Below are 22,563 nucleotides of genomic sequence, written 5' to 3' on the forward strand. Positions count from 1 at the left end.
TATGCGGGCCTGTGAATCAGGCACAAGGTCTTTGATGGGTTTGGGATTGTCACTGGGGGGCCTTCGAGATCGCGGATGGGGACTCCGTGCCGGCGTTTCGGCCGTTGCGCCTGCGCAGCAGCGCCCAAGCGCCCAATGCCAGGCCACCGAACGGGATCTCGATAGTGTAAGTCCAGAAGCCGAAAAGCAGTGCGGTCGCGGTCGCCGGAGCGGCGGCCACACCGAAGGCGGAGGTCAGCAGGAGCACCACCCCGCCCTCCATGATCCCAGCCCCGCTCGGCGTGATCACGACGCTGGTGAGCACCCGCGACAGGGCGAAGACGGCGATCGACTGGGCCAGGCCGGGCCAGGCGCCGGTGGCGTGCATGCAGACGGCCATGATCGACCACTGGAAGCCGAGGAAGAACACCATGCCGAGCGACAGGCCCGGCCACCGGGTCTTGACCACCTCGGCGGTGTCGGCGCGCAACCGGTGGAACGCCTCGGCGGCATGGATCTTCAGGCGCAGCAGCCGGGTGATGGCGTGGAGGGCCCGGCCGAGCACGGTGGCCGCGCGGTCCCAGTAGAGCGCGGCCGCCACGATCGCGCAGAGCACCAGGATCGAGATCGAGCCCGTCCAGCCCGCGTTGGCGACGGTCGCGTTGGGCGCCTCGCCGGCGATCAGCAGCGCGATGATCCCGATGGCCGGGAGGATGAACCTGAACAAGGTGTTCCAGATGCCGCTGACCAGCGTCATGACGACGATCGACCGGTTGCCGAACCCCCAGCCCCTGGTCATCGCGAACGACAGCGCCACCCCCACCGCCCCGCCGAACGGCAGCAGGTTGCTCACCGCGCTGCCCGCCGCGTTGAGCGTCAGGCCCTGCAGGTTGTTGAGCCCGGGCAGCGAGTTGGTCAGCACGAAGGTGTAGGCCAGCAGGCTCAGCAGCCACAGCGCGGTCATCAGGGCGATCTCGCCCGCGCCGAGCGTGCCGAACACCGCGCCGATCTCGCTCCAGGAGACGGGCTTGCCGGTGAGGGTCCGCACGATCTGCGGCAGGTAGACCACGAGCAGCACGGCCAGCCCGAGCGACAGCACGGAAAGGGCGATCTGCAGCCACTTGTTCTTCATCGGTGTCCAGTCTGCCGGTTCGCGGCGGGCGGCCACTTCGTCCGGAAGTATTACTTGGGCCACTGCTCGAAAGGATGACGTAGCCGAGTCCCCGGCGGAAGGTCGCGGCGGACGTACCACTCGGTGCCGAAGACCAAGCGGTAGAGCGGGCCGGGGACCTTCAGCATGACGGCGAGCGTGCGGTCGCTGTCGCCGCCGCTGGCCTGGGAGACGTGCGCGGCCATGGACGCCCGCTTCTGTTTCGCGTATTTCCGGACATTTACCCGGTGGGTGATGGTCTCGCCCGACGAGTACGCACTCTCGAACGCCCGCGGGTCGAACTCCGGCGGAAACGTGTAGAACCGGCCCGCCAGCTTCAGCAGCCTGACGAGGGGATCCCGGTTGACCGTCGCCTCCAGGACGATCTCCGTGCCGGCGATCTCCGCGGCCCGCTTGCCCACCCGGTGCACCTGCACGTGGTCGGGATGCCCGTAGCCGCCCGCCGGGTCGTAGATCGCCAGCAGGTCGGCCTCCTCCTCCTGCAGGATCGCGGCCAGCGCCTTGGCCGCCTCCTCGGTGTCGGCGTCGATGAAGGCGTTGTCGGGCCGCTCCTCGGCGCTGCCGCCCTTGGGGCTCAGCCCCGAGTCGCCGTAGCCGAGGCACTCGACGCGGGCGCAGCCCAGCACCGCGGCCGACTCGTAGAGCTCCTTCATCCTGGTCTCGCCGAGCGACTCGCCCGGCTCGATCTCGGCCAGGCCGCGCTCGCCCGCGGTGGCCAGCACGAGCACCACGCGGTGCCCCTCGGCCGCGAGCATCGCCATCGTGCCCGCCGTCAGCAGGGCCTCGTCGTCAGGGTGGGCATGGAAGAACACAGCGGTACGTGGAGGCACACGCCCAGATTAGTCTGGGAGGGGTGCGGATCTTTCACGTGAGTGACTGTTACCTGCCGCGACTCGGGGGGATCGAGGTCCAGGTGGCCGATCTCGTGCGCATGCAGCGCGCCGCCGGCCACGAGGTGTCGGTGGCCACGGCGACCAAGGGCGAGCCGCTGCCGGGCGTGCGCAGGATCGTCGCCAGGATGCCGTTCGACCTGCCGGTGCACCCGTTCGGCGTGGGGCATCTCACGCGGTGGATCACCTCCTCGCGCCCCGACGTGGTGCACGTCCACACGGGGGCGGTCTCGCCGTTCGCCTGGATGGGCGTGCGGGCGGCGGCACGGGCGGGGGCGCCGTGCGTGGTGACCGTGCACAGCATGTGGGATCCGGTCACGCGGGAGATCTACCGCCTGCTGCGGCTGGCGTACGGCTGGCAGCGCTGGGGACTGGTGGCGACCACGGTCAGCAACGCCGCGGCGGCGCCCATCCGCGGGGTGGCCGGACCGGGCGTGCCGGTGCGCGTGGTGTCCAACGGCCTCGACCTGTCCGGCTGGGCGCCGCCCCCGGGCGCGCCGGAGCCCGCGGACCCGCGTGACGAGGTGCACATCGTGGCGGTGGGCCGGCTGGCGCCGCGCAAGCAGCCCGTACGCCTGCTGAGGCTCCTCCAGGCAGCCCGCGCCCACGTGCCCGCCCGCATCCCCATGCGGGCCACGATCGTCGGTGACGGTCCCGCTCGCGGGCAGATGGAGCGTTTCTTGGCCAGGCACGGCATGGGCGACTGGGTGTCGCTGCCGGGCCGCTACACCAGGGAGCAGATCGCCAAGGTCCTGGAGTCGGCCGACGTCTTCGTGGCGCCGGCCCCCCGGGAGTCGTTCGGGATCGCGGCGCTGGAAGCGCGGGCGGCGGGTGTGCCGGTGGTGGCCAGGACGCAGAGCGGGGTGGCCGATTTCGTCAAGGACGGCACCGAGGGACTGCTCGGCCGGACGCTCGGCGACCTGGCCCGCGCGGTGGCCCGCCTGTGCGCCGAGCCCGGGCTGCGCGCGTCCATCGCCGCGCACAACCGTGCCACGCCGCCCGCGGCGGGCGCGTGGCCGACGGTGCTGGAGGGCTTCCAGCGGGCCTACGAGCAGGCGCGCGCCTCGCGATGAGTGTTACATTGTTACCATGGTAACAGTGGAGCGTGCGCAGACGGGGCTGCGGCTCGAGAAGAACGTGCTCAAGGTCCTCAAGGGGCTGGCCGAATACCTCGACATGTCGCTGGGTGACCTGGTGGAGGGCATCGCGCTTCACGCCTTCGACGGCAAGGCGCCGTTCACGCCCGAGACCCTGGCCAAGATCGAGCAGCTCAAGGCCGTGTACGGGCTGACGCTGACCTCCGCCGACGCGCACCGGCTGGCGGAGCGATGAGCGGCGCGCAGTACGCGCTCACCGGGCGGCTGTCGGTGGCGCTGCCGCCCGAGGAGGCGTTCACGTTGTTCACGCCCCGCGGCGAGGAGCGGTGGGTCGACGGGTGGCGGCCGCACTTCCCGGTGCCCGCCGAGGACGACTCCGCGCCGGGCACCGTGTTCGAGACCGTGTTCCAGACCGGCGGGCAGGGCGAGCGGACCATCTGGGTGGTGGCCGAGCGCGAGCGGGGGCGGCGCGTCTCGTATGCCCGGGTGACGCCCGGCTCGCGGGCCGGGACCGTCACCGTCGAGGTGGGCGGGGACGGGGAACGCGGCAGCACCGTGCAGGTCACCTACGAGCTGACCGCGCTCTCCCCGGAGGGCGAGCGTACGCTGCGCGAGTTCGCGGACGGATACCCCGCCTACCTCGCCTCGTGGGAGGCGGCCGTCACCCGCCATCTGGGGTCGCAGCCACCGGATGCGGCCACCCGGTCGTAGCCCGGGGCGCCGAGCGTCTGTCAGCGGCGCAGGACCACGTAGCCGTCGCGCTCGAAGACCTTCACGTACCCCTGCGCCTGGAGCTCGTTGACCTTGGCGACCTGGGCCTCGAACGCGCCGAAGGGGTACTCCCAGCGTGCCGTGTCCGCCACCACCCACGGTGCGCCGTGCGAGGTGGGCGACCACAGCAGGACGGTGGCGCGCGAGGTGAGCGCGGGCCCCAGCGAGTTGACGGCCTCGACGGTGACGCCCGAGGGAACCTTGCTCACCGCCTCCGCGGCGGCCGCCGCCTTGGGCTCCTTGTAGAAGGCCGGATGGTAGAGCTGGTCGAACGCGAACTTGGGGACCAGCGTGAGCGCGATCGCGCAGGCAGCCGCGGACCAGGCCAGCTTGAGCGCCGCGTCGTCCGAGCGCTCCAGCCGCCGCAGCAGCCTGGCCAGCCCGTCCACGCCCGCGCAGAAGAGGATCACCACCGTGAACGCGCTGTACTGGAAGTCGGACTGCCACCACTGGGCGCGGTCGGACAACATGCGTTCGAGCACGTGCGGCAGCGCCGCCAGTGAGAGCGGCGAGAGCAGGCACAACATCAGCGTCGGCCACGCCAGCAGGAACAGCGTGTCGACCTTGGCCTCCTCGCTGAAGGGCAGCAGCAGGGCGGCGAGCGGATCACGCATGATCCCGAGGAGTGCGCCGGGAATGTCCGGCCCGAGGTGCCCGTAGGCCCAGAAGTCCTTGGCATCGCCGCCGAATACCCAGGTCACCAGCCCGCGGGTGAGCAGCACGGCCCCGATGCCGAACATCGCGCACAGCGTGCCCCGCCACCGCTCGCCCATGACGAACAGGCACAGGCCGACCCCCGCCACCATGAGCCCCATGTCCTCCTTGACCAGGAGGAGTGCGCCCATCGCGAGGAGCGCCGGCAGCGTCCGCCCGGCGTGGTAGCGCTCGATCATGATCGCGGTGAGGAGGGGGACGAACATCACCTCGTGCACGTCGAACGCGACCGCCTGCGACACCGGCCACGACAGCGCGTACGCGACGGAGACCAGGTACGCCGGCACGACGCCCAGCACGCGCCTGGTGAAGCGCCACAGGAACGGGATCGCGGCGGCGAACAGCACCGCCTGCGCCACGATCAGCGTCTCGGGTCCGTCGTGGATCCAGTAGAACGGGGCCAGCAGCGCGTAGATGGGGGAGAAGTGGTCGGCGAGCTGGAGGTAGTCCATGCCCCGGCCGTGGAACATGCCGAGCACCGGGGCGTAGGGCGGCCGGAAGGCGGCGTAGTTGCGCACCGCCTGGTCAAAGATCACCAGGTCGAACGCGGTGGCCCGGAAGGAGGCCAGCTTCACCAGCCCGACAACGGCATAGGCCACCGCGGCGAGCAGCGTGATCGCGCCCACTCTCACACGGTGGCCGGTGAGGTTGATTCTCCACCAGGCGGTGGCGACACCCGCCCCCGCCGGCGCCGCGATCTTGTCACCCGTCACGGGCGACAAGACTAGAACGAATCCGCCCCAATGTGGCGCGGCCGCCGCGCCGACCTGCCCCCCACAGGCGGAGCGGCGACCGCGCGTCCCAGACCGGCCGGAAACCTGCTCCTCAGACCGCCGTCTTACTGTCGCGCCCCCCGTGGCCGCGCGGCGGCAGTGCGTTGCGCAGGTTTCTCACCAGATCAGGAGCAGGCTGAGGTGATCTTGCTCTGGAAGCTGTTCATCTTGCCGGTGAACTCGGTGACGCCGTTCAGATCGCCCTTCTCCATGGTCTCGAAGCTGGAGGCGAGCTCGTTCAGCGCGGCGGCGAGGTCGCCGTCGTACTTGCCCGCGAGATCCTTGGTCTTGTCGGCCGCCGTCTTCGAGGCCGTCCCGATGGCCTTGGCGTCCGTGGCGTTCTTGGTGACGTCGGAGCTCCAGTCCGTCATGATCTTGGCGGCGTCATTGGCGGCGGCGTTGCAGTCAACGGCCTGCCCCAGGGCACCACAGGCGGTGGTGAAGACGGCAAGAGTGAACGTCGCGGCCGCGACGGCCAGGCGACGACGAGGGGGAGTCATTTCCGTGCCCTTCGTAGGTTTAGCGAACGAAGGGAACATTATGGGCCCAGACTTGATCGACGCTTGCACCCCAGTAACACCATCGGTATCAAGCCGACGTAAAGCCGTGCGACAGACCTGCACGATCTGCTTCGGTCCGGGCCGCGGAAGATCCAGGAGCCCCAGGTAGGCGAGGAACCCCGCGAACAGGTCCGTGAGCAGCCACGTGCGCCGACCGGCCAGGCTCGCCGTCACCGAGGTCGGCCGGACGACGCCACACAGAGAGCAACGCGAGCACCACGTACCGCTGTCCCATCAGTGGGAGAACCAGCGCGTGCGCGGATAGCGCACGGTGAGGCCGCCGTACTTCGACCGGCCCTTGATCACCACGTAGAGCGCGCCTGGCTGGGGCCGGCTCGGCACGGAGGTCTTCGGCCGGTTGTAGTCGCTCCGGAACGCGTCCACGCTCGCCGCCGCGCCGTCCGGAAGGATGATCTTGGCGGAGCCGTACGCCAGGTCCAGCTCGACGTTCACGACCGCATGGGGGACGACCGCCTCGGAGAAGTCGAGCTCGACGCTGCCGTACTTGGACGAGATCCGCAGCAGCCGGGGGACCGCCCAGTCGCCGGAGCGCTTGATGTGGCCGTTCTTCGACTCCAGCTCGATCACGTCGTCGACCGCCGCCTGCTCCGCCGGGAGATCGGTGATCAGGCCCAGCAGGTCGCCGTAGGTCTTCGCGGTCAGGGCCAGCTCGAGCCGGTCCTCGAGCTCCAGCTGCGTCAGCCGGCCCTCGGTGAACGCGTGCTGCAGCCGGTGCGTCGTGCGCTCACGGTCCTCGTCGGAGACCCGCATCTGCAATTCCGACATGTTATGAGCATAGATTCATCACGCTCAGAACGGGAGCTGCCGGCCAGAAGGGGTGCGCAGATCGAGGGGTTGCAGCCGGCGTGGGTAGCGGGGGCGGCGGATGACCTGGACTCTCTTCACACCGTAGTAGGTACCCAACGGATCGCCATGAAGACATCATCGTTGGGTAGCCTGAAAGCCGATGCTGGCCGAAACATTCTCCCACCCGGCGCTCTTCTACCGGAGCGACCAGGAATACGTGGCTGCGACCACGGCATTCGTGCGTGAGGGACTGGCCGTGGGGGAGCCGGTCGCGGTCGCGGTCCCCGCTGGAAATCTCGCCATGATCGCGTCCGAGCTGGGCGCGGACGCCGGGGATGTGCGGCTGCTCGACATGGGCGTGGCCGGGCGCAACCCGGGGCGGATCATCCCCGCCGTGCTGCGGGACTTCGCCGACCGCCACCCCGGTCGCCAGGTGCGGATCATCGGCGAGCCGATCTGGCCGGGGCGCACCCTGACGGAATATCCCGCCTGCGCCCAGCACGAGGCGCTGATCAACCTGTCGTTCGCCGGCCGGCACGTCACGATCCTGTGCCCGTACGACGCTGTGCGCCTGGATCCCGAGATCATCCGCGAGGCCGCGCGCACCCACCCCGTGCTGCGCGACGCGTCCGGGGAGTGGCACAGCGACGACTACGCGCCCGACCTGGTGGTCGAGTGGCACAACCGGTCGCTTGATGAGCCGCGGGAGTTCGTCTCGCTGCGGTTCGACCGCACCAACCTGTCGGCGGCCCGCGGCCTGGCCGCGCGGCAGGCCGCCGCGATGGGCTTCGAGGGGGACCGGCTCGACGACATCCGGCTCGCCGTGGCCGAGCTCGGCGCCAACAGCCTCGACCACGGCGGCGGCTCGGGCACGATCCGGGTATGGGGGGCGGACGGCCGGCTGGTGTGCGAGGTCACCGACAAAGGCCACATCACCGACCCGCTGGCGGGCCGCAGGCCGGTCGATCCGCGCACCGCGGGCTCGCGCGGCCTGCTCATCGTCAACCTGCTCAGCGATCTCGTACGCGTCCACACCAGGGCCGGCGCGACCACCATCCGCGCCTACTTCGACCTGCCCTAGCGCCTCGATCCCGCCCCCCAAGGGACGTCACGAGGCGCGGGAAGGGCGATCACGTGTGGCCTAGCGCCCGACCTCGGACATGTTCGGGTAACGGGTGCCGCGCACCGCGTCCGCCGGCACGGCCGCGTCCAGCGCGGCGAGTTGTCCGGGCGTGAGCGTGACGTCGGCCGCGGCGGCGTTCTCCTCCAGATACTTCAGCCGCTTGGTGCCCGGGATCGGCACGACGTCCTCGCCCTGCGCGAGCAGCCAGGCCAGCGACAGCTGCGCCGGGGTGACGCCGGCCGCCGCGGCGATCCTCGTCACCTCGCTCACGAGCCTGGCGTTGTGCTCGGCGTTCTCGCCCGCCATGCGCGGCAAGTGGCGGCGGAAGTCGTCCGCAGGCAGCTCCTCCGCACGCGGCAGCGCGCCGGTCAGCAGGCCGCGGCTGATCGGCGAGTACGCCACGAGCGCCGTGCCCACCTCCCTGGCCGCGGGCAGGATCTCCGCCTCCAGACCCCTGGTGAACAGGGAGTACTCGCTCTGCAACGCGGCGATCGGGTGGACGGCGGCCGCCGCGCGCAGCGTCCCGGCGCTCACTTCCGACAGGCCCAGGTGACGCACCTTGCCCTGCTCGACGAGCTCGGCCATGGCGCCGACCGAGTCCTCGATCGGCACGTCGGGGTTGCGGCGGTGCATGTAGTAGAGGTCGATGTGGTCCACGCCGAGGCGCCGGAGCGAGGCGTCGCAGGCTGCCCTGATGTACTCCGGGCTGTTCTCGATCGAGCGGGCGCTGCCGTCGCGCTTGATGCCGAACTTGGTGGCCAGCACGACTTCGTCACGGCGGCCCTTGATGGCGCGGCCGACGAGTTCCTCGTTGGCTCCACGGCCGTACATGTCGGCCGTGTCCAGGAAATCGATGCCCAGATCGAGTGCGCGGTGGATGACGGCGATCGACTCCGTCTCGTCGGCCGGTCCGTAGAACTCGGACATGCCCATGCAGCCGAGACCGAGCGCGGAGACCCGAGGGCCGCCCGATCCGAGAACGCGCTTGTTCATGCCAACTCCTTGTAAAGATCGATCTTGTAGTCCAGTACCTTCAGGTCCTGGGTGAGCTCGGCGATCCTGGCCTGGACGCGTTCGCGGTGCAGCTCGAGCATCCGCCTGCGCTCGTCGGCGGTGTGCTGCCCCATGCGGCGCAGCTCGGCGTACCGGCACATGTCGGCGATCGGCATGCCCGTCGTGCGGAGCTTGGTGAGGAACTCCAGCCACTGGAGGTCCTCCTCCGCGTAATCGCGGTGCCCGCTGCCGTTGCGGCCGACGGAGTGGATGAGCCCGATCCGCTCGTAGTATCGGAGTGTGTGAGCGCTCAGGCCGGACCGTTGCGCGGCCTCCTGGATCGTCATGTCTTCAGGTTCGCCCTTAGAGTGCGCTCTAAGTCAAATCGGAGGGTGACCCCTGTACCCACCCTGAGGGGGCAGGCCCTACCCAGGGTTACTTCCGCACAGCTCAGCACGGGTCCCCGGAGGCAGCCCCGACCTAAGTACTAAGGGTCGTTTAAGGGCCCTTTCGGGCCGATCTCCGATACTCCGCGAAGCCGCGTTCCACGAGCTTTGAGGCATGAAGGGATTGCTTGTCAGTGGATTCGCGGCCGTCGGCATCGGGACCGGCGCCATGGTCACCCTGCACGCGGAGGCGGGCCTCGACCCGTTGCACAGCGTGATCAGTGAGTACGCCTTCCACGCGTCCGGCTGGCTCCTGCCCGCCTCGCTGACGTTGTTCGCCGTGGGGTCGGCGTTGATCGCGGAGGCGATGCGCCGGGCCGGCATGAACCGCTGGATCGTGGGGCTGCTGCTGGCGTGGGGCACGAGCATGTTCCTGATCGGCGCCTTTCCCACCGACCGGCCCGGCGTGCCGCTGTCCCTGTCGGGCGGCATCCACCGATACGCCGCCTTCGCCGCCTTCCTGGTGATGCCCATCGCCGGTCTGCTGCTGGCCAAGGCGAAGATCCGGTACGCCAAGGCGATGCGGATCCTCTGCGGGCTGGCGCTCGGCGCGCTGCTGCTGGTGGTGATCCCGTACGTGGTGCGGATGTTCGGCATCCCGCTCACCAACGACGACATCCCGGCCGGGCTGACCCAGCGGGCCGTGGTCATGACGGAGCTTGGGGTGCTGGCGGTGGCCGGGCTGTCGATGCTGCGTTCATTGCCTCACTCCGTGAGGCGGGCTCGGTCGCCATACGCCGCCGTCTCCTCATGGCCTCACTCCGTGAGGCGGCTCGGTCGCCATACGCCGCCGCCTTCCCCCGCTCTGGTCGCTCCGCTCCCGCCGCTCCTCCAGGCGACGGCACTCCCTCGCGGCCCCCGCTCTGGTCGCTCCGCTCCCGCCGCTCCTCCAGTCGACGGCACTCCCTCGCCGGTGCCGTCCGGTCGGCGCTCGCTGGTGGCGCGGCCGGTCGTTCGCCAGGCGTGAAAGCGTTCGCCCTGGATAGAGGGCTGGAATGACGATCCTGATCGCGTACGACGGGTCCGACGACGCCAAGGCGGCCATCGCCTTCGCGGGACAGATCCTGAAGGGCGAGTCCGCCGTGGTGCTGACCGTGTGGGAGCGGCTGGCGATGACCTCGGCGAGGGCGTCGGCCGGGCTCATGACGGGCATCGAGGGCGACTTCGCGGGGGACGAGGCGCTCGCAGAGGCGATGCGCGAGCTCGCCCGGCACGGCGCCGACCTGGCCCGGGAGGCCGGGCTGGACGCCACCCCGCGCTGCGACGTGGACGCGGTGGCGGTGTGGGCGACGATCGTGGACGTGGCCGACGAGATCGACGCCAAGCTCATCGTGACCGGCACCCGGGGACTGGGCGGGGTGCGCTCACTGCTGATGGGCAGCACGTCGGACCGGGTGCTGCACCACACGCGCCGGCCGGTCCTGGTGGTGCCCTCCCCGGAGGGCCACGCCTGACCTCGTGACCGCATCCCCGCCTCGCCGCGTTCTCCCGGCCGTAACCGGGCCCCGGTTCACCTTGTCGGCGGGATGCGGCCGCTCGCGCTCGCCGCCGTCGTGGCGTACTGCAACGCCACCTCCTCCGCCCGGCCGGCGGCCCTTCGGCGCGTACGTCGCCCCCGCCCTCGTCAGGCCCCTGGCCATCGGCGCGGTCGTGGCGCTGACCGTGCTCAACCTGTACGGCGTGCAGCGCTCGGCCGGGGTCGCCAAGGTGATCGTGGCCTTCGTACTGGCCGTGCTGGTGGCCGTGATCGTCGTGGGCCTGTTCGGCGACTCGACGATCACGTTTTTCGCTTACACCCCCCAGTCCGAGGCCGCCCTCCACACACCGTCTGACGGCGTCGATCTGTGGGGCGTGCTGCAGGGCGGCGGGCTGCTGTTCTTCGCGTTCGCTGGATACGCCAGGATCGCCACGCTCGGCGAGGAGGTCCGCGACCCGGCCCGCACCATCCCCCGGGCCATCGGCATCGCCCTGGCCATCGCGCTCGTGGTCTACACGCTGGTCGCGATCGGGGCGCTGCGCGTGCTCCATCCCGAGTTGCTGGCCAGGTCGGAGGCGCCCCTCGCGGATCTCGTCAAGGAGGGCGGCGCCGGGTGGCCGGCGCCGGTCGTGGGGGTGGGCGCGGCGGTGGCGGCGCTCGGCGCGCTGCCGGTCGTGTCCGTGCTGGGTGGGCTGGCGGTCTTCGCGGTGGGGCCCATCGTGTGGCTGGTGCGGCACCGCAACGGTTAGCATGGGGGCATGACGATCTCGCCGGTGATGATGAGCCCGTAGGGGCTTTCATCGGCGACGTCTTGTTGAGGCCCTGCGATCCGGGGCCTCTCGTCGTGTCCGGGGCCCCTTGGGAGGCACCTGATGTACATCACGACGACCATCCCGTACGTGAACGCCCGCCCGCACCTCGGCCACGCCCTGGAACTCGTCCAGGGCGACGTGCTGGCCAGGCACCACCGGCGGCGGGGAGAGCCTGTGCGGTTCCAGACGGGCACCGACGACAACTCTCTGAAGAACGTGCTGGCCGCCGAGGCGGAGGGCGTGCCGGTGCGGGAGCTGGTGGACCGGAACGCGGCCGCGTTCGAGGGGCTCCGCGGCCCTTTGGACCTGTCCTTCGACAACTTCATCCGGACGAGCAGCCATCCCGGGCACCGCGCCGGGGTCGAGCGGATCTGGCGGGCCGTCGCGCACGACCTCTACCGGCGGCACTACGAAGGGCTCTACTGCGTGGGCTGCGAGCAGTTCTACGCCGAGGGTCCCTGTCCCGAGGGCCACCGGGAGCCGCTGCAGACCGTCTCGGAGGAGAACTGGTTCTTCCGGCTCTCGCGCTACCAGGATGTCCTGACCGAGCTGATCCGCGGCGGGCGGCTCAGGATCGAGCCGGTCGCGCGGCGGAACGAGGTGCTGGCGTTCGTCGAGGCGGGGCTGGCGGACATCAGCGTCTCGCGCTCGGCCGCCCGCGCCCGCGGCTGGGGCATCCCGGTGCCGGACGACCCGGCGCAGGTCGTCTACGTGTGGTGGGACGCGCTGGCCAATTACATCACCGCGCTCGACGGCGGCGACTTCGACCGCTGGTGGGTCACCGAGCGGCGCAAGGCGCACCTGATGGGCAAGGGCGTGATCAGGTTCCACGCCGTGTACTGGCCCGCGATGCTGCTGTCCGCCGGCCTGCCGCTGCCCACGGAGATCTTCGTGCACGACTACCTCACGGTGGCCGGGCAGAAGATCAGCAAGTCGTCGGGCGGCGCGGTCGATCCGGTGGCGCTCGTGGACGCGTACGGGACCGACGCCGTGCGGTGGTGGCTGCTGCGCGAGGTGCCCCGCGTGGGCGACGCCGACTTCACCGAGGAGCGCCTGATCGCCAGGGCTGACGAGGACCTGGCCAACGGCCTGGGCAATCTCGTCAGCCGGGTCGTCACCATGGTCTGCCGCTTCCTGGACGGCCACGTGCCCGCCCCCGGCGAGGAGCTGGCCGAGGTGTCCGGGACGGTGTCCGACACCGTGCACGCGGCGCTCGAGCACTACGACTTCCGGCGGGCGGCCGCGGCCGTGTGGACGATCGTCGAGGAGGCCAACCGGTACGTCGAGCGCACCCAGCCCTGGCGGCAGGACCGGGCGGGCCGGGAGGCGTCGCTGGGCACGCTCGTGCACGCGTGCCGGGCGCTGGCCGTACAACTCGAGCCCTTCCTGCCCACGGCGGCGGCACGCGTGGCGGCGGCGGTGGGCGGTGACCGGCTGGCGCGTCCCGCGCCGCTCTACCCCAGGTTGGCCGTTGACGGCGGTCGGGTAGGCGTCTAGGTTGGCGCAAACCGACCAGCCGGTACGGAGGCGAGGCCCCATGCCCAGCGTCAACACCGTCCGCGGCCCCGTGGACGTGGACGATCTCGGTCAGACCCTGATGCACGAGCACGTGTTCGTCGTGGCCACCGAGCACCTGGACAACTACGGCAAAGGTGCTTGGTGGGACGAGGAATTCCGGGTCGCGGACGCGATCACCAAGCTCAACGCGCTGGCCGCGAAGGGCGTCCGGACGATCGTCGACCCGACGGTGTGGGGCCTCGGCCGGTACATCCCGCGCATCCAGCGCATCGCCGCGCAGGTGCCCGGCCTGCACATCGTCGTCGCGACCGGCATCTACTCCTTCGAGGAACTGCCGCACCAGTACGAGCACCGCGGCCCCGGCCTGATGATGGACGTGCCGGACCCGATGATCGACGACTTCGTCCGCGACCTCACCGACGGCATCGCCGACACCGGCGTGAAGGCGGCGTTCCTGAAGTGCGTGGTCGAGCAGAAAGGGCTGACGCCCGGAGTCGAACGCATCTGCCGGGCCGTCGCCCAGGCGCACGTGCGCACCGGCGCGCCGATCACCGTCCACACCAACTCCTTCACGCAGAGCGGGATGATCGCGCTCGACCTCTTCGCCAAGGAGGGAGCCGACCTGACCAAGGTGGTCGTCGGGCACGCGGGTGACACCAACGACCTCGACTACCTCATGCGGCTGGCCGACACCGGCGCGACGCTCGGGATGGACCGGTTCGGCCTGGACGTCTTCAACCCGACCGCGCAGCGTGTCGCCACGATTGCGGCGCTGTGCGAGCGCGGGTACGCCGACCGCATGGTGCTCAGCCACGACGCCGCCTGCTTCATGGACTACTTCGGCGGCTCCTGGGACGATGCCCGCGGCACGCTGGCGCCCAACTGGCGCTACGATCACATTCACGACGACGTCTTGGCCGCACTGCTGGACTCGGGTGTGACCGATGACCAGATTGAGCAGATGCTGGTGTTCAACCCGAAGCGCTACTTCTCGTAAAGTGGTCGACAAGCGGCGGGGATCGGAAGAGCAACGTTGGTAGGTGGAGCTGGGTGACTTCGGAGCAGGCCTTGTCCATAAGCCTCGGGCTCCAGGGACCCTGCGTCATCGCGAGGTTGACAGGAGACTTCGACTTCGGCGCCGCTGCCGAGGTTCGCGACCGCGTCACCAAGGCCCTCGATCTCACCCAGCCCCCACTGCTCGTCATCGACATGCAGGCCGTCAGCGTGTGCGACTCCTCCGGGCTGTCCGTGCTGGTCTACCTGCACAAGGCCGTCACCGCCTCCGGCGGCCGGCTGCTGTTGTCCGGGCTCAACGGCCGGTGCAAGCACCTGTTCGCGATCACCGCGCTGGACAAGTTCTTCGACATCCGCAGCACAGCCGAGCTGGCCATCGCCGAACTCAACGAAGCCGGGAATTCGCCGCCGTTTACCGGGTAGTCCCCGTGCATGTCGGCCGAAGAGCCCGACCTGCTCGGCTTATACCTGGAGCAGATCGGAAAGACCCCCTTGCTCTCCGCCGCGGACGAGGTCGACCTCGCCCGGCGGATCGAGGCAGGCCTGTACGCGGGCCATCTGATCGAGCGTGGTGAGGGTACGCCAGAGCTCGAACTCGTCGCACTCGACGGGCAGCGCGCCAAGGACTTGCTGATCAGGTCCAACCTCCGGCTGGTGGTGGCGACCGCCAGACGCTACTCCTTCCGGGGCCTGCCGCTGCTCGACATCATCCAGGAGGGCAATCTCGGACTGATCAGGGCGGTGGAGAAGTTCGACTACCGGCGGGGATACAAGTTCTCGACGTACGGGATGTGGTGGATCCGCCAGGCCATCGAGCGCGGCATCCACGACAAGAGCCGCACCGTACGGCTGCCGATCCACGTGGCGGAGGAGCTGTCGCGGCTGATCAGGGCGGAGCGGCAGCTGGCCGTGGACCTGGGCAGGGAGCCGACCGACGCCGAGCTCGGCGCGGCGGCCGAGCGCTCGCCGCGGCAAGTGGCCGCGTTACGCCTGCTGGGCCAGGAGATGGTCAGCCTGGACGTCCCGGTCGGCGAGCACGGCGAGGGCCGCATCGGCGACCTGCTCGCCGACGAGGACGGGGTACAGGTGCAGGAGCTGACCGAACAGCGGGCCATGAGCGACGAGCTCAACCAGGTGGTCACGACGCTGCCGCCGCGGGAGGCGTTCGTCATCAGGCTCCGGTACGGGCTCAGCGGTCAGGAGGTCCAGACGTACACGGAGATCGGCGAGCAGCTGGGCCTGACCCGGGAACGCATCCGCCAGCTGGAGAAACAGGCATTGAAACGGCTCAGGCAGGGTGGGCCGTTGCTGTCGTGGGCTTCATAGCGCAAGCCCGATAAGACCGACATAAACGGATAACCGTTTCGTATCGGATCAGTGGGGCTAAATGATGACCTGCCCGCCTTCCTGATAGTAATCAGACAGGCACGAGTCGCTGCCAAGGGGGGAGCGACCGACTCTGCACAGGGGGCAGAATGATCAAGAATCTTGCCGGCATGGTCTTAGTGGCGGCTGCCGCGACCACGCTCATGGCGGCACCCGCCGGCGCGTCGACGTCCTCCGCGGTCACCTCCGCGAGCGCCGCGACGGAGTCGAAGGCCACGGTCAGCGCCGCCAGGCAGCTGATCAGGACCAAGGTCTCCTTCGGCAGGTGCCGTGACACCTGCACGATCCGGGTCCGGGTCAAGAACATCTCCGGCAAGTACCTCTACAACTCACGCCTGAACGCCCGGCTCAGCATCAACGGCCGCCGGGTCGGAACGTGCACCGACTACATCGGCACGATCAGGTCCTACGGGGTGAGGTACGCGAGTTGCACCGTGCGCACCGCGCGGCTGAACAACGCCTACAACAACTACCTGGACGGCGCCGCCTTCAGGTACTACGCCAGCACGTACGTGTCCTACAGGTACTACCGCTGACCGACCCGCCAGGGGCCGGCCGATCAGCGGTGCGGCCCCTGGCTCACGCGGTGACGAGGAGCGCCAGCCCGATCAGTACGACGACCGGGACGAGCCACATCACGGCCTCGACAGCGAACTCCTTGTACATCGCGTAAGTCTCCTCTGAAACGCCCTTTCAGGGCATGGCCGAAACGTCACTGGGCAGCATAGCCGCCCGCGACGGCTGCTTGACCCGCCGCTCCCATCGGGCGCGGCGCCTTGTCGGCGACCTCGTCCGAGGCGGCCATCGGGCATACGAGCATCCTGGCCGCCGGGTCAGACGGTGATCGCGCCGTCGGAGGCGGAGCCGACCGTGGCCACGTACTTGGCCAGCACGCCGCGCTCGACCGCCCGCTCGGGCCGCCGCCAGGTGGCCCGGCGCTCCGCCAGTTCCACCTCCGGCACGACCAGGTCGAGCGTCCCGGCCGCGCTGTCGATCACCACCGTGTCCCCGTCCCGCACCAGCGCGATCGGCCCGCCGTGGTACGCCTCCGGCGTCACGTGACCGATCACCAGCCCGTGCGACACGCCGCTGAACCGCCCGTCCGTGACCAGCGCCACAGACGACCCGAGGCCCCGGCCGACGAGCGGGCCGGTGATCGAGAGCATCTCGCGCATACCGGGACCGCCCGCCGGGCCTTCGTACCGGACGACGATCACGTCGCCCGCCAGGACCCGGCCCTCCTGGATGGCGGCGTAGCAATCGTCCTCCGAGTCGAACACCCTGGCCGGGCCCTCGAACCGGAAGTCGTCCTTGCCGCCCAGTTTCAGCACGCAGCCGTCGGGCGCGAGCGTGCCGCGCAGGATGGCCAGCGCGCCGCGCGGCTTGAACGGCCGCTCCACGCTCGCCACGACCTCCTGCCCCGGCGTCTCCTGGGCGGCGCCGGCGACGTCGGTGAGCGTGCGGCCGTCCACCAGCGTGACGTTCTCGCGCAGCAGCCCGGCCGCCAGCAGCCGGCGCACCACCAGCGAGGTGCCTCCGGCCCGCCAGAGGTCGGCGGCCGTGTGGTCGCCGCCGCTCGGCTTGAGCCCCGTGATGATGGGGATCCGGCGGCAGACCACGCCGATCTCGTCGATCTCCAGCGGGAGCCCGGCCTCGCGGGCGATGGCCAGCAGGTGCAGCACGGCGTTGGTGGAGCCGCCCATGGCCGCGACCGAGACGATCGCGTTGTACAGGGCGTCCTCGGTCAGCACCCGCGAGGGGCGGGCGTCGCGGGCCAGCGCCTCCATGGCGATCTCGCCGACCCGGCGCGCCGCGGCGTTCTTCCCCTCGGCCACCGCCGGGATGTCGCCGATCCCGAACGGCGCCAAGCCCAGGAAGTCGGCGACGCTGCCCATGGTGTTCGCGGTGTATTGGGCGGCGCAGGTGCCCGCACCCGGGCAGGCGTGTTTCGCGAGATCGTCCAGCTCGGCCTGGTCCAGCCGGCCGACGGCGCGCTCGCCGAGGGCCTCCCACATGTCCTGGATCGTCACGTCCCGGCCACGCCACCGGCCCGGCATCATGCTCCCGCTGTACAGGACCACGGACGGCACGTCCAGCCGGGCCAGCGCCATGATGGCCCCGGGTACGGTCTTGTCGCAGCCCACGATCGCCACCAGCGCGTGGAAGCCGTGCGCCCGGCCCATCAGCTCGATGGAGTCGGCGATCACCTCGCGGCTGATCAGCGACGTGCGCATGCCCGGCGTGTGCATGGTGAGGTTGTCGGAGACGGCGATCGTGTTGAACTCCATCGGCGTGCCGCCCGCCGCCCGCACCCCCTCGGCCACGTGAGCGGCCAGCTCCCGGTGGGTCAGGTTGCACGGCATGGTGCCGGTCCAGGTCGAGGCGATGCCGACCACGGGGCGGCGCATCTCCTCCTCCGACATCCCCATGGCGTACAGGTGGGAGCGGGCCGGCGCGCGGTCGGGATCGTCGGCGATCGTCGTTCTGGTCGTCACGTGTTCATGATTCCTCACTGCTCCCGTATGCCCCATGGCGAGCCGTATTCCACCAACAGGTCCAGGAAGGGCTGGGGCTCGAACGCCTCGGGGCCCAGCACGCCCATCCCCTTCCATGCGCCGCTCGCCAGCAGCTCCAGCGCGACCACCGGGTTGACGGCGGTCTGCCAGACCACGGCCTGGGAGCCGTACTCGCGCATCGACCACTGGTTGTCCACCACGTGGTACAGGTACACCTCGCGCGGCCGTCCGTCCTTGACGCCCTTCACCCAGGTGCCGGCGCAGGTCTTGCCGTGCATGCGGTCGCCGAGCTGGGCCGGGTCGGGCAGCACGGCGGCCACCATGTCGCGCGGCGCCACGCGGGCCGTGCCCTGGTCGGTCCTGACCGGGACCGGCTCGGTGCTGTCCACGCCCAGCGCGTGCAGGGTCTTGAGGGTGCCGATGAAGTCCTCGCCGAGGCCGTACTTGAAGGTGACTCGCTGCGCCGGGATCCACCGGGGGACCAGCAGCACCTCCTCGTGCTCGACGTTCACGCATTCGACCGGGCCGATGCCCTCCGGGAAGTCGAAGATCTCCGGCTCGCTGAACGGCTCCGTCGTGTACCAGCCGCGGTCCTTCTCGTAGATGACGGGTGGGTTGAGGCACTCCTCGATCGTGGTCCAGATGGAGAACGACGGGGCGAACTCGTAGCCCTCGACCGTGAGGTTCGCGCCGTCCCTGATGCCGATCTCCTCGATCTCGTCGAACAGCTCGTCGGCGGCGTACCTGGCGAACACGTCGGCGAGCCCGGGCTCCACACCCATGCCGACCAGCGCCAACCTGCCTTTCGCGAGCCACTCCGCCTCCCGGGCGAACTGCTCGTCGCCCAGCTTGACCCCCACCTCCTCGTACGGGCGCTCGGGGTGCGGCTTCGACATCGACATCGCCATGTCGAGATAGTCGGCCCCGCCCGCGAGCGCCGCCTCGAACAGCGGCAGCACGAAACGCGGGTCGGTGGCGTTGAGCAGCACGTCGCATCGGTGCTCGGTGAGCAGCGCGGTGACGGCGGCCGGGTCGGCGGCGTCGATCCTGGCCGCGGTGAACCTGCCGGCGCGCTCGCCCAGCGCGGCGACGGCCGCCTTCGCGCGGGGGAGGTCGTAGTCGGCGACGACCATGTGGTCGAAGAACGGGCGGCGGGCGGCGATCCGGGTGATGGCGGTGCCCACACCGCCGGCTCCCACAAGAAGGATACGCATGACGATAAATCCCCTTTAAGTGCTTTTGGGGGGCTGTGTCGTTCATCCAACTCGACTACGCTCATCAACGTCAATGGTGTTGGCATAAGGAGGGTCACGCATGGCCAAGCGGGTGGTCTCGGAGACGGCGCGCAGACGGCGGCGTCCCACCAAGCAGGGGCAGGTCCTGAGCCACCGGCTGATCGTGGAGACGGCGCTGCGGATGCTGCGCGAGCACGGCGCGGCCGGCCTGACCGCCCGCCGCCTCGGGCTGGCGCTGGGCGCCGACGCCAGCACCGTGTACCGGTACTTCAACGGCATGGACGACCTGATCCTGGCCATCGCGGACGAGTTCTTCGGCCTGGCCATGACCGGCTGGCGGCCCACCGGCGACTGGCGGGCCGACCTGCGCGAGCTCGGGCTGCGCATCCACAACGCGTACCTGGCGCACCCGCAGGCCGCCGTCCTGACCGCCAGCCGGGTCACCGGCCGCCCGAACGAGGTGGCCACCGACGAGATCATCCTCGGCGTCCTGCGCGGTGCCGGGTTCCCGGATGCCGACGCGGTGCGGATCTACCACGCGTTCATCGACCAGTCCCTGGCCTTCGCCATCCTGGACGCCGCCACGATGGCGCTGCCGCCGGCGGCGCGGGAGGCCGACGAGGAGGTGTGGCGGGACACGTACGCCCGCCTGCCCGCCACCAGCCACCCCAACATCGCCGCCACGGCGCCGCTGCTGGTCGCCCGCATGAACGACAGCGCCTACCCGGCGGCCCTGGACATGCTGCTGTCGAGCGCGTCCCTCGGCAGGTAGACCAATGCCGGGCTGGGGATCAGGGCCGGCTTCTGAGGCGGGCGTAGGCCGCGGGTGTCATGCCGACAGCGCCGGTGAAGTCGCGGGTCAAGTGAGCCTGATCGGTGTAGCCGAGTTCGGCGGCCAGCGTGGCGAGGTCGAGGCCCTGGTAGACGCGCTCCGCGGCCTCGTGCAGCCGGAAGCGGCAGATCACCCACTTGGGGCCGATGCCGACATAGTCCCGGAACAGCCGCTGCAGCGACCGCACCGACCGCCCCGATCTGGCGGCGAGCTCGTCGACCCTGGTCACGGACACGTCGTTCTCCACCATCGCCACCAGAGCCGCGACCTCTTCCGCCAGTGGATCCTCTTTCGGCTCCAGACCCAGCAGGAACTTCTCGGTGAGTGCGATGACGGCCTGGGCGTCGGGCTCGGTCAGGACCTGCTCGACCAGGGTCGAGCCCGCCGCGCCGAACATCTCGCCGATCTCCACGAAGCAGTCGGTCAGCTCGGACACCGGACGGCCGAGGAATGGCCGGAAGCCGCCGGGCCGGAAGCGCGTGCCGAACACACGGCCGCTGCCCCGCATCGTGTAAGAGAACCCACCTTTGATCACTCCCCTGATCTGGTGGAAGTCCTGGGCGATCGTCATGTTCACGGTGGGGTGCGAGACGATGCGCTGCTCGTACGGCTCGGCGAGGTCGGTCCACGTGACGACCCAGAAGTGGTTCACATATGCCGAGATCTCGGGCGATGGCGCCCGCCGGATGAAATCGAAGGCGTCGAACCCGGCGTACGGGTCGACCATGCCGCGCTGTCGCGTTTCTACAAGCCGCTCCTCGGACGGGCGGGGCACGATGGCTGCCATGGAAGACATGATGCCGCTGATGACACGTGCCACCGAACGGACCGCCGGGATGGTGCGCGCGGTGCGGGAGGAGCAGCTCGAGTCCTCGACGCCATGCGAGAAGTTCGACGTCAAGGGTCTGATCAACCATCTTGAGTGGGTGGCGGAGATGTTCGAGTCACTGGGTCGCAAGGGAGAGCCCGTCGAGCAGGGACCTTACGCGGGCGACTTCCCCGAGCGAGCGGAGCGCATGCTGGCCGCCTGGTCGCGGCCCGAGGCCTGGGAGGGGACCAGCCCTGCCATGGGTCTGCCGATGACCGCGCTGGCCCACATGTGGCTCGTCGACATGGTCGTGCACGGCTGGGACCTGGCCAGAGCCACCGGCCAGGAGTACGAGCCGGACCCTGACGCGGTCGCGCGGGCGCTGCGCTTCACCGACCAGATGGTGGAGATGGGCAGGCAGCGCGGCGCCTTCGGGCCGCCGGTGTCCGTGCCGGACAACGCCCCGCCGTTCGACCGCCTGCTCGGCACCGTCGGCCGCGATCCCGCCTGGACACCGTGATCAGCTCTAGCTCTTGACGGAGGCCCGCGCGTACCGTCAGAGGCGGTTCTGGGCGATGCGTTTGGCGAGTCCGGCCAGGGAGTCGTCGGCCATGAGGGCGGGCAGGCGGGGCGCGTCCTCGTCGATCTGGCGCAGCACCGCGGGCTGATCGCCGGAGAAGCGGCTCCAGGCGCGCACGACCTCCGGCATCGCCGCGACCGCCGCGTCCGACATGATCGCCTCCCGGGGCAGCCAGGCGGTCAGGAACTGCGACACCCGGGCCGGACTCCACCACAGCGGCCGATCCCCGATAAACTCCGCCAGCCGCTCGAACGCCTCCCGCGCCCCCGGCAGGTCCGGCAGCTCGTCGAACCGCGACACGGTCTCGTCGCCGGGCCCCCGTACAAGACCCGGGACACCGCGAGCGCGGGCGATGGCCAGCGGGCGGACGTCGGGCAGCGTGTCGGCGACCGCGGCTCCCATGATCCGGTCGCCCAGCTCGAACGCGTCCAGGATCCGTCCTCCGACCACGCCGGGGTCCGCCGCCTCCAGCCCCAGGTCGTCGAGGAACTTCACCTCTTCCACCAGCGCGTCCACCGCCAGCCCGCCGTTCGGCTGGTCGATGCCGACGACCAGGATGTGCGGCTCCTTGCCGTTCTCGTACCGGAAGGACAGGACGGCCAGGGTCTGCTCGCCGTACGGGTCGGCCTTGCCGTAGCAGGCGCCCTCGCACACCACCTGGCCCATCCGGCGTACCCACTCCGGCAGTGTGTCCACCAGCCCCTCAGCGGCCCGCGCGTACGCCTCCATGGACTCGTCGTCATGAGGAGGCCGGGAGTCGGGTGAGGGGGCTGTGTTGACCGCGGCCAGAGCCACGAGGGTGAGCCGCGACTCCGCGCTGCCGTCCTCGGCCAGCTCCCGCAGGAACGGCTCCACGCGGTCCGGCTCCAGACCGGCCGTGAGCCGCGCCGCCCACAGCTCAGTGCGCAGCGGGGAGTGCCACCTGAGCAGGTCGCGGGCCTGGGTGACGGCCATGTCAAACGCTGATGTGCTCACCATTCGACGGTATCGCCCCGGCCCGCGCTCCCGGCGCCGTGTCGTTCCGCCCGCAGCGGAGCGGAGCGCGTCACCGCACGATCGCC

Annotated in this window: 25 protein-coding genes; 14 read left to right on the forward strand and 11 right to left on the reverse strand. The window is 70.3% G+C overall.

Annotation, left to right across the window (positions count from 1 at the left end; translation table 11 throughout):
• Positions 1–49 precede the first annotated feature (49 nt).
• Both ACIBX3_RS46110 and ACIBX3_RS46115 read right to left on the reverse strand, forming a co-directional pair.
• Positions 50–1,111 (reverse strand): lysylphosphatidylglycerol synthase domain-containing protein, encoded by a 1,062-nt coding sequence (locus tag ACIBX3_RS46110; RefSeq protein ID WP_397127011.1) that lies wholly within the window; start codon positions 1,109–1,111, stop codon positions 50–52.
• Between the two features lie 50 nt (positions 1,112–1,161).
• On the reverse strand, positions 1,162–1,980 hold the full coding sequence (locus ACIBX3_RS46115) for a PIG-L deacetylase family protein (protein WP_397127012.1): 819 nt from the start codon (positions 1,978–1,980) through the stop codon (positions 1,162–1,164).
• 38 nt (positions 1,981–2,018) lie between these two features.
• On the opposite strand from ACIBX3_RS46115, the gene ACIBX3_RS46120 reads away from it, so the two are divergent.
• From ACIBX3_RS46120 to ACIBX3_RS46130, 3 genes are read left to right on the forward strand one after another with little or no spacing between them, the layout of a single operon-like run.
• A complete protein-coding gene (locus tag ACIBX3_RS46120; protein ID WP_397127013.1) occupies positions 2,019–3,113 on the forward strand; it encodes a glycosyltransferase family 4 protein in 1,095 nt (364 codons plus the stop codon).
• A gap of 25 nt (positions 3,114–3,138) precedes the next feature.
• Positions 3,139–3,372, forward strand: coding sequence for a hypothetical protein (locus ACIBX3_RS46125; protein ID WP_397127014.1), 234 nt, complete (start codon positions 3,139–3,141; stop codon positions 3,370–3,372).
• Positions 3,369–3,848 carry a hypothetical protein gene (locus tag ACIBX3_RS46130; RefSeq protein WP_397127016.1) on the forward strand — a complete coding sequence of 160 codons (480 nt, stop codon included), beginning with the start codon at positions 3,369–3,371 and terminating at the stop codon, positions 3,846–3,848. The genes ACIBX3_RS46125 and ACIBX3_RS46130 overlap by 4 nt, the downstream gene beginning before the upstream one ends.
• A gap of 20 nt (positions 3,849–3,868) precedes the next feature.
• On the opposite strand, the gene ACIBX3_RS46135 is transcribed toward ACIBX3_RS46130, so the two are convergent.
• The 3 genes from ACIBX3_RS46135 to ACIBX3_RS46145 form a co-directional block, all read right to left on the reverse strand.
• A complete protein-coding gene (locus ACIBX3_RS46135) occupies positions 3,869–5,335 on the reverse strand; it encodes a DUF2079 domain-containing protein (protein ID WP_397127017.1) in 1,467 nt (488 codons plus the stop codon).
• 185 nt (positions 5,336–5,520) lie between these two features.
• Entirely contained in the window at positions 5,521–5,895 is a 375-nt protein-coding gene (locus ACIBX3_RS46140) for a hypothetical protein (RefSeq protein WP_397127018.1), read from the reverse strand.
• 294 nt (positions 5,896–6,189) lie between these two features.
• Complete coding sequence (locus ACIBX3_RS46145) at positions 6,190–6,741, reverse strand: DUF1707 domain-containing protein (RefSeq protein WP_397127019.1); 552 nt, start codon at positions 6,739–6,741, stop codon at positions 6,190–6,192.
• 181 nt (positions 6,742–6,922) lie between these two features.
• Between ACIBX3_RS46145 and ACIBX3_RS46150 the strand changes: the two genes are divergently transcribed.
• Positions 6,923–7,843, forward strand: coding sequence for an anti-sigma factor RsbA family regulatory protein (locus tag ACIBX3_RS46150; RefSeq protein ID WP_397127020.1), 921 nt, complete (start codon positions 6,923–6,925; stop codon positions 7,841–7,843).
• 60 nt (positions 7,844–7,903) lie between these two features.
• On the opposite strand, the gene ACIBX3_RS46155 is transcribed toward ACIBX3_RS46150, so the two are convergent.
• Positions 7,904–8,878, reverse strand: coding sequence for an aldo/keto reductase (locus ACIBX3_RS46155; protein WP_397127021.1), 975 nt, complete (start codon positions 8,876–8,878; stop codon positions 7,904–7,906).
• Entirely contained in the window at positions 8,875–9,225 is a 351-nt protein-coding gene (locus tag ACIBX3_RS46160) for a MerR family transcriptional regulator (RefSeq protein ID WP_397127022.1), read from the reverse strand. Before ACIBX3_RS46160 ends, ACIBX3_RS46155 begins: the two co-directional genes overlap by 4 nt.
• 214 nt (positions 9,226–9,439) lie before the next feature.
• Here ACIBX3_RS46160 and ACIBX3_RS46165 point away from each other — a divergent pair, with 214 nt between their 5' ends.
• From ACIBX3_RS46165 to ACIBX3_RS46200, 8 genes are all read left to right on the forward strand, one after another.
• On the forward strand, positions 9,440–10,291 hold the full coding sequence (locus ACIBX3_RS46165) for a DUF998 domain-containing protein (protein ID WP_397127023.1): 852 nt from the start codon (positions 9,440–9,442) through the stop codon (positions 10,289–10,291).
• Between the two features lie 28 nt (positions 10,292–10,319).
• Positions 10,320–10,778: a universal stress protein gene (locus ACIBX3_RS46170; protein ID WP_397127024.1), complete on the forward strand. Its 459-nt coding sequence runs from the start codon at positions 10,320–10,322 to the stop codon at positions 10,776–10,778.
• A 4-nt stretch (positions 10,779–10,782) separates the two neighbouring features.
• A complete protein-coding gene (locus ACIBX3_RS46175; protein ID WP_397127025.1) occupies positions 10,783–11,550 on the forward strand; it encodes an APC family permease in 768 nt (255 codons plus the stop codon).
• Positions 11,551–11,673: 123 nt separating this feature from the next.
• Positions 11,674–13,110: a methionine--tRNA ligase gene (locus ACIBX3_RS46180; protein ID WP_397127026.1), complete on the forward strand. Its 1,437-nt coding sequence runs from the start codon at positions 11,674–11,676 to the stop codon at positions 13,108–13,110.
• Between the two features lie 40 nt (positions 13,111–13,150).
• A complete protein-coding gene (locus tag ACIBX3_RS46185) occupies positions 13,151–14,128 on the forward strand; it encodes a phosphotriesterase (protein ID WP_397127027.1) in 978 nt (325 codons plus the stop codon).
• A gap of 53 nt (positions 14,129–14,181) precedes the next feature.
• Positions 14,182–14,568, forward strand: a complete 387-nt coding sequence (locus ACIBX3_RS46190) for an STAS domain-containing protein (RefSeq protein ID WP_397127028.1) — start codon at positions 14,182–14,184, stop codon at positions 14,566–14,568.
• Positions 14,569–14,577: 9 nt separating this feature from the next.
• Positions 14,578–15,471, forward strand: coding sequence for an RNA polymerase sigma factor RpoD/SigA (locus ACIBX3_RS46195; protein WP_397127029.1), 894 nt, complete (start codon positions 14,578–14,580; stop codon positions 15,469–15,471).
• A 149-nt stretch (positions 15,472–15,620) separates the two neighbouring features.
• Positions 15,621–16,067: a hypothetical protein gene (locus ACIBX3_RS46200; protein WP_397127030.1), complete on the forward strand. Its 447-nt coding sequence runs from the start codon at positions 15,621–15,623 to the stop codon at positions 16,065–16,067.
• A 297-nt stretch (positions 16,068–16,364) separates the two neighbouring features.
• Here the strand turns inward: ACIBX3_RS46200 and ACIBX3_RS46205 are convergent, their stop codons facing one another.
• Together ACIBX3_RS46205 and ACIBX3_RS46210 are read right to left on the reverse strand one after the other, a co-directional pair.
• A complete protein-coding gene (locus tag ACIBX3_RS46205; protein ID WP_397127031.1) occupies positions 16,365–18,026 on the reverse strand; it encodes a dihydroxy-acid dehydratase in 1,662 nt (553 codons plus the stop codon).
• 14 nt (positions 18,027–18,040) lie between these two features.
• A complete protein-coding gene (locus tag ACIBX3_RS46210) occupies positions 18,041–19,261 on the reverse strand; it encodes a saccharopine dehydrogenase family protein (protein WP_397127032.1) in 1,221 nt (406 codons plus the stop codon).
• 100 nt (positions 19,262–19,361) lie between these two features.
• Here ACIBX3_RS46210 and ACIBX3_RS46215 point away from each other — a divergent pair, with 100 nt between their 5' ends.
• Positions 19,362–20,054 carry a TetR/AcrR family transcriptional regulator gene (locus ACIBX3_RS46215; protein WP_397127033.1) on the forward strand — a complete coding sequence of 231 codons (693 nt, stop codon included), beginning with the start codon at positions 19,362–19,364 and terminating at the stop codon, positions 20,052–20,054.
• Positions 20,055–20,073: 19 nt separating this feature from the next.
• Here the strand turns inward: ACIBX3_RS46215 and ACIBX3_RS46220 are convergent, their stop codons facing one another.
• On the reverse strand, positions 20,074–20,901 hold the full coding sequence (locus ACIBX3_RS46220; protein WP_397127034.1) for a DUF6597 domain-containing transcriptional factor: 828 nt from the start codon (positions 20,899–20,901) through the stop codon (positions 20,074–20,076).
• Positions 20,902–20,920: 19 nt separating this feature from the next.
• Here ACIBX3_RS46220 and ACIBX3_RS46225 point away from each other — a divergent pair, with 19 nt between their 5' ends.
• The gene (locus ACIBX3_RS46225) at positions 20,921–21,442 is read left to right on the forward strand and encodes a TIGR03086 family metal-binding protein (RefSeq protein WP_397127035.1); all 522 of its coding nucleotides are present in this window, start codon (positions 20,921–20,923) and stop codon (positions 21,440–21,442) included.
• A 36-nt stretch (positions 21,443–21,478) separates the two neighbouring features.
• Here the strand turns inward: ACIBX3_RS46225 and ACIBX3_RS46230 are convergent, their stop codons facing one another.
• Positions 21,479–22,477 (reverse strand): hypothetical protein, encoded by a 999-nt coding sequence (locus ACIBX3_RS46230; protein WP_397127036.1) that lies wholly within the window; start codon positions 22,475–22,477, stop codon positions 21,479–21,481.
• Positions 22,478–22,563 lie beyond the last annotated feature (86 nt).

This window comes from Nonomuraea sp. NPDC049480 (genome assembly GCF_044465905.1).
In the GTDB taxonomy this organism is placed as follows: Bacteria; Actinomycetota; Actinomycetes; order Streptosporangiales; family Streptosporangiaceae; genus Nonomuraea.

Coding starts and splice junctions, on each gene's coding strand:
- ACIBX3_RS46170 (WP_397127024.1), top strand. CDS start 10,320: ATGACGATCCTGATCGCGTACGACGGGTCCGACGACGCCAAGGCGGCC.
- ACIBX3_RS46210 (WP_397127032.1), bottom strand. CDS start 19,261: ATGCGTATCCTTCTTGTGGGAGCCGGCGGTGTGGGCACCGCCATCACC.
- ACIBX3_RS46140 (WP_397127018.1), bottom strand. CDS start 5,895: ATGACTCCCCCTCGTCGTCGCCTGGCCGTCGCGGCCGCGACGTTCACT.
- ACIBX3_RS46195 (WP_397127029.1), top strand. CDS start 14,578: ATGTCGGCCGAAGAGCCCGACCTGCTCGGCTTATACCTGGAGCAGATC.
- ACIBX3_RS46130 (WP_397127016.1), top strand. CDS start 3,369: ATGAGCGGCGCGCAGTACGCGCTCACCGGGCGGCTGTCGGTGGCGCTG.
- ACIBX3_RS46165 (WP_397127023.1), top strand. CDS start 9,440: ATGAAGGGATTGCTTGTCAGTGGATTCGCGGCCGTCGGCATCGGGACC.
- ACIBX3_RS46155 (WP_397127021.1), bottom strand. CDS start 8,878: ATGAACAAGCGCGTTCTCGGATCGGGCGGCCCTCGGGTCTCCGCGCTC.
- ACIBX3_RS46215 (WP_397127033.1), top strand. CDS start 19,362: ATGGCCAAGCGGGTGGTCTCGGAGACGGCGCGCAGACGGCGGCGTCCC.
- ACIBX3_RS46185 (WP_397127027.1), top strand. CDS start 13,151: ATGCCCAGCGTCAACACCGTCCGCGGCCCCGTGGACGTGGACGATCTC.
- ACIBX3_RS46160 (WP_397127022.1), bottom strand. CDS start 9,225: ATGACGATCCAGGAGGCCGCGCAACGGTCCGGCCTGAGCGCTCACACA.
- ACIBX3_RS46110 (WP_397127011.1), bottom strand. CDS start 1,111: ATGAAGAACAAGTGGCTGCAGATCGCCCTTTCCGTGCTGTCGCTCGGG.
- ACIBX3_RS46150 (WP_397127020.1), top strand. CDS start 6,923: ATGCTGGCCGAAACATTCTCCCACCCGGCGCTCTTCTACCGGAGCGAC.
- ACIBX3_RS46225 (WP_397127035.1), top strand. CDS start 20,921: ATGACACGTGCCACCGAACGGACCGCCGGGATGGTGCGCGCGGTGCGG.
- ACIBX3_RS46180 (WP_397127026.1), top strand. CDS start 11,674: ATGTACATCACGACGACCATCCCGTACGTGAACGCCCGCCCGCACCTC.
- ACIBX3_RS46220 (WP_397127034.1), bottom strand. CDS start 20,901: ATGGCAGCCATCGTGCCCCGCCCGTCCGAGGAGCGGCTTGTAGAAACG.
- ACIBX3_RS46145 (WP_397127019.1), bottom strand. CDS start 6,741: ATGTCGGAATTGCAGATGCGGGTCTCCGACGAGGACCGTGAGCGCACG.
- ACIBX3_RS46200 (WP_397127030.1), top strand. CDS start 15,621: ATGATCAAGAATCTTGCCGGCATGGTCTTAGTGGCGGCTGCCGCGACC.